The sequence below is a fragment of the Collinsella aerofaciens genome (assembly GCF_001405375.1).
GTDB lineage: Bacteria > Actinomycetota > Coriobacteriia > Coriobacteriales > Coriobacteriaceae > Collinsella > Collinsella aerofaciens_F.
The window spans coordinates 61214-73723 of the sequence record NZ_CYYP01000001.1 but is presented as its reverse complement, the minus strand read 5'-3'; the positions used below and the strand labels follow the sequence as shown (position 1 = coordinate 73723).

Genomic DNA, 12510 nt, shown 5'->3' with positions numbered 1-12510 from the left:
GGTACTACTCACCTCCCAGCGGCGCGGAGCCCACGTGGGAACCCGGCGCGACGTCGTTGATCTCGACGGCGGTGTGGCCGTCGACTTCCTTCATATATAGGTGCACGTTCTCCTCGTGCGACGAGGGAACGTTCTTGCCGACAAAGTCCGGCGAGATGGGGAGCTCGCGGTGGCCGCGGTCAACGAGGACTGCAAGCTCGATGCGGCTCGGACGGCCCAGGTCCATGACGGCGTCGAGAGCGGCGCGAATGGTACGGCCCGTATACAGGATGTCGTCCACCAGCACGACGCGTTTGCCGTCGACGCTAAAGGGAATGTTGGTGGCGTGGATCGCGGGAGCGAAATTGGTAGCGTAGTCATCGCGGTAGAAGCTGATGTCGAGGCTGCCGAGCGGAACGTCGACGCCCTCGATCTCCTTGATCTCCTCGGCGAGCTTCTTTGCCAGAAGGTCGCCGCGCGTGACGATGCCGACCAGAGCGAGGTCTTCACAGCCCTCGTTGCGCTCGAGAATCTCGTGCGCGATGCGGGTCATCGCTCGATTGACGGCGGTCTCGTCCATGATGACCGCCTTGGGGGAAGTCGTGCCCATCGATCTCCTTCCTCACATGTCTTGACTGCTGACACAGTCAAAAAAATAGATGCCCGACCGCTTAAAGCGGACCAGACACCCACAGGAAAGGCTGCTCTTTGGCAGCTATGTAATTCCATGTGGGTATCTCGTACCCCTTTAATGGTCAAGGGATAGTGTAGCCAACCTCGGGCTTAATTGCGAGCATAAATACAGAGCAATCCGTAAACGGAGCCCAATGCTCCATAAACCTATATATATTTGTGGGACAAGCTTGAAAACGCACGCACGAGCTGGCATAATCCCCTCTGCTGCACGCAAATCGGATCTACGTCCAGGGCCGTGGCGTGAGCACTATCGCCAAAAGAGGAATATCTCTGTGTAGATTACGCACAGAGAGCTGCTTCTGTGCTATAGTTCAGGCTTGTTTGTTAACGCGACATGTTCGTTTGTCGCCCAAGGAGGGTCAGTTATGTCCAAAGTTTGCGAAGTTTGCGGTAAGCACCCCGTTGCCGGTCGCTCCATCAGCCACTCTCACCGCGTCACCAACCGTAAGTTCCGCCCCAACATCCAGCGCGTCTACGTTGTCGTCGATGGTCACCGTCGCAAGATGAACGTTTGCTCCACCTGCCTCAAGTCTGGCAAGGTTGCGCGCTCCTAAATAAGGTCTTACCAACAAGTACCTCGGACTCTCCGGGTCAAAGACCTCGCGTTCATATAGAACTTACCAAAGGCGCCCTCCCCTACGGAGGGCGCCTTTTTTGCACTCATTGGGGACAGACTTACATGAGTGCTTTCACGCATTGGGGACAGACATGAAGCACGCATGCGACGCACTGACTGGCTCCGGCCCCTGCCTCACGCAGCATCCTTCCAGTCTGCAGTTGCCTTGGTCACGCTTGTAGCGCCGATGCCGGTGATACGGGCAATTTGCTTGACCGTGAGATGCGCCCGCCTAAGCCTCAGCAGACACGCATCGCGTTCGGGGCGTGGCAGGGCTTTGAGCAGTGCAGGATCTATGCTCGGCAGAACTTCGCGCGCAACGGAAAGGGCCTCCTCATCGGGGATCCGCCGGCGTGGAAGAACCTCCATTGACCAGATGCGCCCGGCAACTTCCTCGAGATGCTCGCAATAGCAACGGGAGCCACCGACAATATCGAGCATAGGGGCCGCATCACAGATGTCAAAGGGATCATAGCCCAGCTGATACGCCTTATAGCTTGACCAGCGGTACGCATCGAGCGAGTCAAGCGCACCCTTCACGGGATTGAGATGAATATAGTCGAGCAGCTGCACCGCCTGCGCGTCCGACTCAACCGCGACCCGCGAATAGCGATTGTCAAACAGATGTCCCGTTCTCCCCGTTTTTCCATTGAAATACTTGGCATATGCCGTCAGCGCGCACTGCATTGCCTTTGAAAGGTTGTCAAATGGGTCATCAACCATCAAATGGAAGTGATTGTCCATAAGGCACCAAGCCAACACCGCCACTTCATGGCGCGCAAACCTGTCCGAGATATCCGATAAGAAACGATAACGGTCGGAGTCATCTTCAAAAATAATCTGTTTGGAGTTGCCGCGGTCAAAGACGTGGTAATAGCCAGTGATCGAAACGGGGCGGACGCATCGGGGCATAATCTCTCCTTTCAAAACTGTTCAGGCAACACCTAAAAGGAGAGAAGCAACGCGAAATGCTGAGCCTGCAACCTATTTATATCCAATAAGCGGCAATAACAGGCCCAGAACGGCAAAATGGCAAAACGATGTCTGTCCCAAATGAGTGAAAGCACTCATGTAAGCCTGTCCCCAACGAGCGGGGCGGAAGAGCAGGCAAATAGTTTTAGTTAAAACGCTTCATTTTATTGAAGCGTTTTAGTGTGCCTTTTAGAGGAATCTTACCGTTCGCCGAATAATTTCTTGCTATCATGCAAGGCGTAGGGTAAATCTCCGATCGCAAGGAGACACAAATGGTGAAAAAGTCACCGGAAAACACTACTCCCGCAATTGTGGACAACGTAGAGGCGCTTGAGGCTAAGCTCGCTCAGATGCGAGAGGCCCAGGCGCTTTTTGCTACGTACACGCAGGAGCAGGTCGACAAGATCTTCTATGAGGCCGCCATGGCCGCCAACAAGGCTCGTATCCCGTTGGCAAAGATGGCCATCGAGGAGACCGGCCGCGGCGTTCTTGAGGACAAGGTCATCAAGAACCACTACGCCGCAGAGTACATCTACAACGCTTACAAGAACACCAAGACCTGTGGCGTTCTGGAGCGCGACGAGGCTTACGGCATCACCAAGATCGCCGAGCCCATCGGCATCGTGGGCGCCGTCATCCCGACGACCAACCCCACCTCCACCGCGATCTTCAAGACGCTGATCAGCCTGAAGACCCGCAACGCCATCATCATCTCCCCGCACCCGGCAGCCGCCAAGTGCACCATCGCCGCCGCCAAGCTCGTGCTTGACGCCGCCGTCAAGGCCGGCGCCCCCGAGGGCATCATCGGCTGGGTCGATGTCCCCTCCATCGAGCTGACCAACATGGTCATGCGCGACGTCGATATCATCCTCGCCACCGGTGGCCCGGGCATGGTCAAGGCCGCTTACTCCTCGGGCAAGCCCGCCCTGGGCGTTGGCGCCGGTAACACCCCGGTCGTCATCGACGACACCGCCGACGTGCTGCTCGCCGTCAACTCCATCATCCACTCCAAGACCTTCGATAACGGCATGATCTGCGCTTCCGAGCAGTCCGTGACCGTCATCGACAGCATCTATGACCAGGTTAAGGCCGAGTTCCAGAAGCGCGGCTGCTACTTCGTCAAGCAGGGTGCCGAGATGGAGGCCCTGCGTGCCGCCATGTTCAAGAACGGCGCCCTGGATCACCGCATCCCCGGCATGGCTGCCGCCAAGATCGCCGAGCTCGCCGGCATCGAGGTTCCCGCCAAGACCAAGATCCTGATCGCTGAGGTCACCTCCACCGACCCCGCCAAGGAGGAGTTCTCCCACGAGAAGCTCTCCCCGGTCCTGGCCATGTACCACGCCAAGGACTTCCAGGAGGCCGTCGACAAGGCCGAGCACCTGGTGCTCGCCGGTGGCCCGGGCCACACCGCCTCTCTGTACGTGCACCCCGCCCAGGCCGAGAAGATCAGCCTGTTCGAGCACGTCATGAAGGCCTGCCGTATCGTCATCAACACCCCGTCCTCGCACGGCGGCATCGGTGACCTGTACAACTTTGGCATGAAGCCGTCTCTGACCCTGGGCTGCGGCTCCTGGGGCGGCAACTCCGTCTCCGAGAACGTTGGGGTGAAGCACTTGATCAACGTTAAGACTGTGGCCGAGCGCCGTGAGAACATGCTGTGGTTCCGCGCTCCCGAGAAGGTCTACTTCAAGAAGGGTTCCACGCCCGTCGCCCTCGACGAGCTGGGCAACGTCATGGGCAAGAAGCGCGCCTTCATCGTCACCGACCAGTTCCTCTTCAAGAATGGCAACACCCGCGCCATCGAGGCCAAGCTCGACGAGATGGGCATCGCCCACGACTGCTTCTACGACGTCGAGCCCGATCCGTCGCTGCAGTGCGCACGTCGCGGCGCCAAGCAGATGGCTCTCTTTGAGCCGGACGTCATCATCGCCGTCGGCGGTGGCTCCGCTATGGACGCCGGCAAGATCATGTGGATGATGTACGAGCACCCCGAGTGCAAGTTTGAGGACATGGCCATGGACTTCATGGACATCCGCAAGCGTATCTTCACCTTCCCCGAGATGGGCAAGAAGGCCTATTTCGTCGCCGTCCCGACCTCTTCGGGTACCGGCTCCGAGTGCACGCCGTTCGCCATCATCACCGACAAGGAGACCGGCATCAAGTGGCCGCTCGCCGACTACGCGCTGCTCCCCAACATGGCTATCGTCGACGCCGACAACTGCATGACCGCCCCGCGCGGCCTGACCGCTGCCTCCGGCATCGACGTCATGACCCACGCCATCGAGTCCTACGTCTCCATCATGGCTTCCGACTACACCAAGGGCCTCTCCGAGCGCGCTGCCAAGCTCGTCTTCGAGAACCTGCCCTCCAGCTTCACGAACGGCGCCAAGGACCCGCACGCCCGCGAGGAGATGCACAACGCCTCCTGCATGGCCGGTATGGCCTTCGCCAACGCCTTCCTGGGCCTCAACCACTCCATGGCTCACAAGCTCGGCGCTTTCCATCACCTGCCCCACGGCATCGCTAACGCCGTCATCCTGACCCGCGTCATGCGCTACAACGCCGCCGAGGCTCCCGTCAAGATGGGTACCTTCTCCCAGTATCCTTACCCCAACGCGCTGCACAACTACGCCGAGATGGCCAAGTACTGCGGCATCGAGGGCAAGGACGACAAGGAGGTCTTCGAGAACTTCATCACGAAGCTCGAGGAGCTCAAGGACTTCATCGGTGTCAAGAAGACCATCGCCGACTACGGTGTTGACGAGCAGTACTTCCTCGACACCCTCGACGAGATGACCGAGCAGGCATTCAACGACCAGTGCACCGGCGCCAACCCGCGCTACCCGCTCATGAGCGAGATCAAGGAGCTCTACCTGGACGCCTACTACGGCCGCGAGCCCCAGGACTACGCCGTCTGCTAGTTTTTAGCACGGTTTTTTGCGGCGGGGGTGCACGGGTGTTTCACACACCCCCGCCGTCGCTTCTATCGCATCGTTGAAAGGATGCAACCATGCTGCTACCCGATTCCAAGACCGAGCTCGTCCGCCGTGGCAACAAGGTCGTTTACGACCTGGGCGACAAGATCGTCAAGGTCTTTAACGAGACCAAGCCTGTCTCCGACGTGTTCAACGAGGCTTTGAATCTTGCCCGCATCAATGAGTGCGGCATCCGCAGCCCCAAGGCTCTCGAGGTTTCCCAGCTCGAGAACGCCAACGGCTGGGCGCTCGTGACCGAGAAGGTTCCGGGCACCACCCTTGCCGAGAAGATGACTGCCGAGCCCCAGCGCTTTGGTGAGTACCTCGAGATGTTCGTCGACCTCCAGATCGAGATCCACGGCTACACCTCCCCGCTGCTCAACCGTCAGCGCGACAAGTTCGCCCGCATGATCGACAGCCTTGATCAGCTCAATGCCACCACGCGCTACAACCTTCAGGAGCGTCTGGACGGCATGACCAAGGAGTTCAAGGTCTGCCACGGCGACTTCAACCCCTCCAACGTCATCGTCGGCGACGACGGCCAGCTCTATGTGTGCGACTGGGCACACGCCACCCAGGGCTCCCCTGCTGCCGACGTTGCCACCACCTACCTGCTCTTTGCCCTCAACAGCAAGGATCAGGCTGAGGCCTACCTGGAGCTCTACTGCGACCGCGCCGACATGCCCATGCAGGTCGTGCGTCAGTGGACGAGCATCGTCGCCGCTTCCGAGCTCGCTCGTAAGCGCAACGTGAACGATGAGTTCCTGAAGAACTGGATCGACGTCGTCGATTATCAGTAATATCTGAGCGATTTATTTCGCATCGGAGGCACAAGGAAAACCCCGCAGCTCGCATGGGCTGTGGGGTTTTCCTTTTAGATATCGAGGATGCCACAAGATAAAAGGACGGCCCCGCATCTCCCCGATCTGGAGAAATGCGGGGCCGTCCCGTATATCGAACTACAAGCGAAATCGTCGATTAACGGCGTGCTGCCTTCACAAGCTCGGCGACCTTGGCGACGACCTCGTCGATCGCCACATCCTCGCGCTCACCCGTGGCACGGTCCTTGAGCTCAACGGTGCCATTCTTAAGGCCACGCTTACCCAGAACGACCTGATACGGGAAGCCCATAAGGTCGTTGTCGGCAAACTTAAAGCCGGGACGCTCGTCGCGGTCGTCGACGACAACCTCGATACCCTCGGCGCACAGGCCATCAACGATCTGCTCGCAGACGGTAGCGTACTCCTCCTTCTTGGGATCGAGCGGAATCACCGCGACCTCGTACGGGGCAACGGAGACCGGCCAGACGATGCCATGCTCGTCGTTGTGCTGCTCCACGACGGCAGCAAGCGAGCGGGACACACCAACGCCGTAGCAACCCATGATGAGCGGCTTCTCCTTGCCGTCCTCATCCATAAAGGTGGCACCCATGGCCTCGGAATACTTGGTGCCCAGCTGGAAGACCTGGGAGACCTCGATGCCGCGGGCAGCGGAGAGCGGCTTGCCGCAGTGCGGGCAGGGGTCGCCGGCGACAACGGTGACCAGATCGGCCCACTCATCGACCGTAAAGTCGCGCTCGGGGCAGGCACCGGTAAAGTGATAATCGACCTCGTTGGCACCGCAGGCCCACTGCATGGAATCGCGCAGGCTCTCGTCGCACACCAGACGGATGCCCTCGGGCAGGTTGACCGGTCCGATAAAGCCCTTGTGCAGGCCGTTCGCTTGAAGCTCCTCGTCGGTCATCATGCGGTAGCCCTTGCCAAAGACATGCTCGGCCTTGCAGTCATTGAGCTCGTGGTCGCCCGGGACAATGGCCACGACCGGCTTGCCCTCGGAGTCGATGAGTGCCAGCGACTTGCGCGTGCCGTTCTCGGGGAAGCCGAAGAACTTGGCAACGGCCTCGATGGTGCCCATACCCGGAGTCTCGACCTTGGTGAGCGTGCCATCGCCGGGGCCCTCGGTCACAACGACCTTGGTGCTTGCAGCCTCGTCATCGGCAGCAAAACCGCAATCGTCGCAGTAGACGAGCGAAGCCTCGCCGGCGTCGGCAAGAGCCATGTACTCGACGGAAGTGTCGCCGCCGATCTCGCCGGAGTCGGCGACAACGGGCAGAGCCTTGATGTAGCAGCGCTCGCAGATGTTAGCGTAGGCCTGCTTCATCTTGTCGTACTCCTCCTGCAGGCTCTCCTGCGTGGCGGAGAAGCTGTAGGCGTCCTTCATGATGAACTCGCGACCGCGCATCAGGCCAAAGCGGGGACGGAACTCGTCGCGGAACTTGTCCTGAATGTGGTACAGGTTGACGGGCAGCTGTTTGTAGGAGCGCAGCTCATTGCGCACCAGGGCCGTGACGGTCTCCTCGTGGGTGGGACCCAGGACGAACTCGCGACCGTGACGGTCGTCAAAGCGCACAAGCTCCTTGCCATAGGCGTCGATGCGGCCGGACTCACGCCACAACTCGGCGTCGACCATGATAGGCATCATAAGCTCCTGGGCACCGGCAGCGTCCATCTCGTCGCGCACGATATTCTCGATCTTGCGGATCGAGCGCCATGCGAGCGGCAGATAGGAATACAGGCCGGAGGCCTCTTTGCGGATCATGCCGGCACGGAGCAGCAGGCGGTGGCTGGCGAGCTCAGCGTCCGCCGGATCCTCTTTAAGCGTCGGCGCATAGAGCTTAGACATATACATTGCTCGGGTCATTTATTTCTCCTCAATAAGCTTGTCGACCTCTGCCATAAGCGCGTCGACAATTTGGTCCTCAGCTACTTTACCAATGATCTGGCCATGCGAAAAGAGCAAGGCCTGACCACGTCCGCAAGCAACGCCCAGATCGGCATCAGAAGCCTCGCCGGGGCCATTAACGGCACATCCCATCACAGCGATCGAAAGCGGCGCAGAGTAGTTCTTAAGCCGCTCGGTAACCTCCTCGGCAATGGGAATAAGGTTAACCTGGCAGCGGGCGCATGTGGGGCACGAGACAATCTCGGGGCCACGGCGACGCAGGCCCAACGACTGCAGAATACCCCAGGCAACCGGCGGCTCCTCAACCGGATCGGCTGTGAGCGACACACGCATGGTGTCGCCAATGCCTTCGGAAAGCAAGATACCCAAGCCTACAGAGCTCTTGATGGTGCCCTGGAGCTTGGTCCCCGCCTCCGTCACGCCCAGGTGAAGCGGAACGTGGGGAATCTCACGCGACAGGGCTCGATAGGTATCAAGCGTCGTTTGCACGCTATGGGCCTTGGCCGAAAGCACAATGTTCGTAAAACCGCGGTCCTCAAAGTGCTTGACGAAGCGCTCGCTCGACATCACGAGCTTTTCGGGCTGCATGAGGTCGTCGCGCTCGGCGATATCCTGTTCGAGCGAACCGGCATTGACACCGATACGAATCGCGCACCCAGCGGCGCCCGCGGCATCGATCACGGCATCGACCTTAGCCCAATCGCCGATATTGCCGGGATTGATGCGAAGCTTGGCGGCACCAGCCTCGACGGCGCCGATGGCGAGCTTATGGTTAAAGTGAATATCGGCGACGATCGGCACCGGAGACTCGGCACAGATGGTGCGGAAACCCTCAAGCGCGGCCTCGGTGGGCACGCTCACACGCACGATATCGCAGCCAGCCTGCGCCAACGCGCACACTTGCGCAAGCGTTGCCTGGGCGTCAGCGGTATCGGTGCAGGTCATGGATTGGACCACCACCGGCGCGCCGCCACCGATCTGCACACCGCCCACATGCACGGGGCGCGTCAACTCGCGAGGCAAAGGATGGGATAAAGACAATCCAAACACTCCCCTACAGGATAAATCGAAGGACGTCGGAACGAAGCATATAGACAAACAGCAGCGCAAAGAGCGCGATGCCCACATAGCTCACAATCGTCTGGACCTTGAGCGGAAGCTCGCGGCCAGCAATCTTTTGAATGATCTCGATGACCAGCTTGCCGCCATCGAGTGGTGGGATGGGCAGCAGGTTCATAAAGCCAAGCGAGAACGAAATGAGGGCGGCAAACGAAAGGAACGTGGCAGGGCCGGCAGCAGCAGCCTGTGAGGACATAACGCTAATGCCCACGATCGAAGAAGACTGATCGAGAATCTCCATCGTATGCTGCGGCTGGAGCAGGCGCATCACGCCCTCCGCTGTCTGCACGACACAGGAGAACGAAAGGCGAGCCGACGTGATGGGGTCTAAACGGACCACCTGCGTAGAGGCATACACACCTAGGCGCTCGTCCTCTTTGAGCGCAACCGAGGTCGAATGCTGCTTGCCGTCGCGCTCATACTCAATGGCGATATCGTCCTTACCGGCGGCCTTGCCGATGGCATCGTAAACGTCCATCCAGGTAGAGCACGATACTCCGTCAACCGAAAGGATCGCGTCGCCGCCCTCGATACCCGCCTTGGCGGCAATAGACCCCTCGTCAACCTGACCGATCACGTTGGTATCCATCGGCACGGTGACACCCGCAATAGAGTAGATGCTCATAAGCAGCAAAAAGCCCGTCAGGATATTGACGAGAATGCCCGCGAGCAGCATAAAGGCGCGCTTGAGAAAACCCTGGCCCAGATAGGTATGCGAACGCTCTTGCGCAAGGAACTCGGCTTCGCCGCACGGCAGCTCCCACACATCGCCCTCGGTAGTCGCATGCTCTCGATCGAAACGGCGGCCGTCAAAGGTGGTGTAACCCGCCGCGTCTCGCGGCAGCGTCTGATACTTGGTGGGATAGTAGCTCGGCGAGGGCTTCTCCCCTTCCTCATACCAAGGCGCGATAGAGCCCCAACCCAAGAGCAAGGCGCATGCCTCGAGCACAACCTCCTCGGATAGCTCGAGCTCGACAGCAAGGTCGGCCACGGTCACGCGACCATGACGATAGATAGCCGCGAGCACGCGATCGGCACACGAGACGTCGGTCGGATCCATACCGCAGATGGCAGCGTAGCCACCCAGCAGCAGCGGGGTCACGCCAAACTTGGTTCCAATGCGACGCGACGTGTAATGGATGTCAAAGCGGCAAGGCAGGCCCAAAAAGAACTCGGTCACACGGACGCCGCAGGCACGCGCCGCCAAAAAGTGGCCGCCCTCGTGCAAAAACACGAGGACGGAAAGCATCAGCAGGCCCCAAAAGACCGATGAGAGAACGCTCAGAACAGTATCCATAAAACGAAAAAGCAATCCTTATGGGTTAGGAACGGGTTGCGGCGAGCACCTGCGCAGCCTTTTCACGCGCCCATGCATCGATGTCGTGAAGCTGCTCAAACGAATCGACCGCCTGCATATCGTGGGAATCCATGCAGGATTCCACAATGCGATCGATATCGGTAAAGCTGCAGCCATCGTGCAGGAAGGCATCGACGGCGACCTCGTTGGCGGCATTGAGCACGCACGGCATGGTGCCACCCGTCTTGCCGGCACGTTCGGCCAGTGCCAGACAGCGGAAGGTATCCATGTCGGCAGCATCAAACGTGAGCTGCCCCAGCTCGCGGAAATCGATACGAGGCGCCGGGGTATCCCAACGCTCGGGATACGAGAACGCGAACTGGATGGGAATACGCATGTCGGAAGCACCGAGATGCGCCATCACGGAGCCGTCGGCGAACTCGACCATAGAGTGAATCTTGGACTGACGCTGCACGACCACGTTAATGAAATCGAGGTCGCAGTTAAACAGATGCATGGCCTCAATGCGCTCCAGGCCCTTGTTCATGAGGGTGGCGGAGTCGATGGTGATCTTGGCACCCATGGCCCACGTGGGATGTGCGAGGGCATCGGCACGCGTCACGCGGTCGAGCTCGTCGCGGGTGCGGCCAAAGAACGGACCGCCCGAGCAGGTGAGCCAAATACAATGAGCCTCGCGTGGGTTCTCCCCCAGATAGCACTGGTAGATGGCGGAGTGCTCAGAGTCGACTGGAATAAGCTGGCCCGGTTGCGCCAACGGCATAAGCAAGTCGCCGCCGACGACGAGGGACTCCTTGTTGGCAAGGGCAAGACGCTTATTTGAGGTCAAGGCCGCATGGCTCGCCTCGAGACCAGCGGCGCCCACAATAGCAACGAGCACGCAGTCGACATCGTCGCGACGCGCGAGCTCGCAAACCGCCTGCGCGCCAAGGCCAAGCTTCGTTCCCTCGGGCAACTCCTGCAGCACGGCGTCATCGCCATGAGCGACATCGGCCACGGCAACCGCCGGAACCGAGAACTCGCGGGCAGCGGCAACAAGCTCGGAGGTGCTGGAGTTAACGGACAGCGCCGTCACCTGCAGGCGATCGGCATGCTGGCGGCACACATCGAGCGCCTGGGTGCCGATGGAGCCGGTACAACCCAGGATGGCAACACGGAGGCGTCCATCGGGGCCATACGTCGTCTGGAATGACATTACAGCACGCCTCCGATCATCAGCATCAGCTGCGCGGTGATGCAGCCGAAGATAAGCGAATCGCTACGATCGAGCATGCCGCCGTGGCCCGGGATAAGGTTGCCGGAATCCTTGACGCCCACACCGCGCTTGATGCGCGACTCGATAAGGTCGCCGATAACGCCCAGAATTGACACGACCACGCCGCACAGCAGCGCATAGGGCAGGCTGAGCTTGAAGAAATGCGTCGCCCACAGGATGAGCCAAATCAAAACCGAGCCCAGGATGCCGCCAACAAACCCCTCCCAGCTCTTTTTGGGAGAGATCTTGGGAACCATCTTGTGTTTGCCGATACGGCTACCCACGATATAGGCAAACGAATCGGAGACCCAGAGAGACGCGCAAACACCCACCGAAAGCAGGGCGCCGGCAAAACCGGGCACGGCATCGCGCAGCAGCACGATAGCCGACAGCATAAAACCGGTGTAGATGGGACCCATGAGTGTCACGGCAACATCGGATATGCGGGTACGCGGCGACCAGACATACCAAATGCCCACAGCGAGCATCAGGGCAAAAAGCAGGGCATTCAGCAGCATCGAATCGCCCAACGCCGACAGCGGAAAGAGCACGGCGGCAGCGATACCCATGCGCTCGTTAGCCATCTTGCCATCGAGCCTTGTCATACGGAAAAACTCATAGCAGCACAGACCGCTCATGACGGAAACAAAGATGGCCGTGGGCACGATACCCAAAACCAGGCACAGGATAAAGACAACGGCGTAGACGATACCGGCGGCGGCACGGGTAATAAAGCCCGCCAGCCACGAACCGGAACCGCTCTTCGCTGCAGGCGCTCCCGCAGTGGCAGCTTTACGCGCAGGCGTCTTGGGAGCAGATGCCTTGGGACGATCGGACACGA

Annotated in this window: 10 protein-coding genes; 3 read left to right on the top strand and 7 right to left on the bottom strand. The window is 59.7% G+C overall.

The genetic code is table 11. The annotated features are described in order from the left end of the window. Window positions 1–4: 4 nt before the first annotated feature. Window positions 5–589, bottom strand: coding sequence for a bifunctional pyr operon transcriptional regulator/uracil phosphoribosyltransferase PyrR (gene pyrR, locus ARB25_RS00360; RefSeq protein WP_006236123.1), 585 nt, complete (start codon window positions 587–589; stop codon window positions 5–7). A gap of 451 nt (window positions 590–1040) precedes the next feature. On the opposite strand from pyrR, the gene rpmB reads away from it, so the two are divergent. After that, window positions 1041–1229: a 50S ribosomal protein L28 gene (gene rpmB, locus ARB25_RS00355; RefSeq protein ID WP_022094725.1), complete on the top strand. Its 189-nt coding sequence runs from the start codon at window positions 1041–1043 to the stop codon at window positions 1227–1229. A 197-nt stretch (window positions 1230–1426) separates the two neighbouring features. Here the strand turns inward: rpmB and ARB25_RS00350 are convergent, their stop codons facing one another. After that, on the bottom strand, window positions 1427–2203 hold the full coding sequence (locus ARB25_RS00350; protein ID WP_055285143.1) for a transposase: 777 nt from the start codon (window positions 2201–2203) through the stop codon (window positions 1427–1429). Between the two features lie 332 nt (window positions 2204–2535). On the opposite strand from ARB25_RS00350, the gene adhE reads away from it, so the two are divergent. Next, on the top strand, window positions 2536–5184 hold the full coding sequence (adhE, locus tag ARB25_RS00345; protein WP_055285142.1) for a bifunctional acetaldehyde-CoA/alcohol dehydrogenase: 2649 nt from the start codon (window positions 2536–2538) through the stop codon (window positions 5182–5184). A gap of 89 nt (window positions 5185–5273) precedes the next feature. After that, on the top strand, window positions 5274–6038 hold the full coding sequence (locus ARB25_RS00340; protein WP_006236119.1) for an aminoglycoside phosphotransferase family protein: 765 nt from the start codon (window positions 5274–5276) through the stop codon (window positions 6036–6038). A gap of 178 nt (window positions 6039–6216) precedes the next feature. Here ARB25_RS00340 and ARB25_RS00335 read toward each other — a convergent pair whose 3' ends face one another. The 5 genes from ARB25_RS00335 to ARB25_RS00315 are packed head-to-tail and all read right to left on the bottom strand — an operon-like array spanning window position 6217 to window position 12508. Next, entirely contained in the window at window positions 6217–7938 is a 1722-nt protein-coding gene (locus tag ARB25_RS00335) for a proline--tRNA ligase (RefSeq protein WP_055285141.1), read from the bottom strand. Continuing rightward, window positions 7939–9021, bottom strand: a complete 1083-nt coding sequence (ispG, locus tag ARB25_RS00330) for a flavodoxin-dependent (E)-4-hydroxy-3-methylbut-2-enyl-diphosphate synthase (protein WP_082421791.1) — start codon at window positions 9019–9021, stop codon at window positions 7939–7941. A 13-nt stretch (window positions 9022–9034) separates the two neighbouring features. Then, window positions 9035–10396, bottom strand: a complete 1362-nt coding sequence (locus ARB25_RS00325; RefSeq protein ID WP_055285139.1) for a M50 family metallopeptidase — start codon at window positions 10394–10396, stop codon at window positions 9035–9037. A 25-nt stretch (window positions 10397–10421) separates the two neighbouring features. Next, on the bottom strand, window positions 10422–11609 hold the full coding sequence (gene dxr, locus ARB25_RS00320) for a 1-deoxy-D-xylulose-5-phosphate reductoisomerase (RefSeq protein WP_055285138.1): 1188 nt from the start codon (window positions 11607–11609) through the stop codon (window positions 10422–10424). Beyond that, window positions 11609–12508 (bottom strand): phosphatidate cytidylyltransferase, encoded by a 900-nt coding sequence (locus tag ARB25_RS00315; protein ID WP_253276017.1) that lies wholly within the window; start codon window positions 12506–12508, stop codon window positions 11609–11611. Before ARB25_RS00315 ends, dxr begins: the two co-directional genes overlap by 1 nt. Between the last annotated feature and the right edge of the window lie 2 nt (window positions 12509–12510).

Coding starts and splice junctions, on each gene's coding strand:
- pyrR (WP_006236123.1), bottom strand. CDS start 589: ATGGGCACGACTTCCCCCAAGGCGGTCATCATGGACGAGACCGCCGTC.
- rpmB (WP_022094725.1), top strand. CDS start 1,041: ATGTCCAAAGTTTGCGAAGTTTGCGGTAAGCACCCCGTTGCCGGTCGC.
- ARB25_RS00350 (WP_055285143.1), bottom strand. CDS start 2,203: ATGCCCCGATGCGTCCGCCCCGTTTCGATCACTGGCTATTACCACGTC.
- adhE (WP_055285142.1), top strand. CDS start 2,536: ATGGTGAAAAAGTCACCGGAAAACACTACTCCCGCAATTGTGGACAAC.
- ARB25_RS00340 (WP_006236119.1), top strand. CDS start 5,274: ATGCTGCTACCCGATTCCAAGACCGAGCTCGTCCGCCGTGGCAACAAG.
- ARB25_RS00335 (WP_055285141.1), bottom strand. CDS start 7,938: ATGACCCGAGCAATGTATATGTCTAAGCTCTATGCGCCGACGCTTAAA.
- ARB25_RS00325 (WP_055285139.1), bottom strand. CDS start 10,396: ATGGATACTGTTCTGAGCGTTCTCTCATCGGTCTTTTGGGGCCTGCTG.
- dxr (WP_055285138.1), bottom strand. CDS start 11,609: ATGTCATTCCAGACGACGTATGGCCCCGATGGACGCCTCCGTGTTGCC.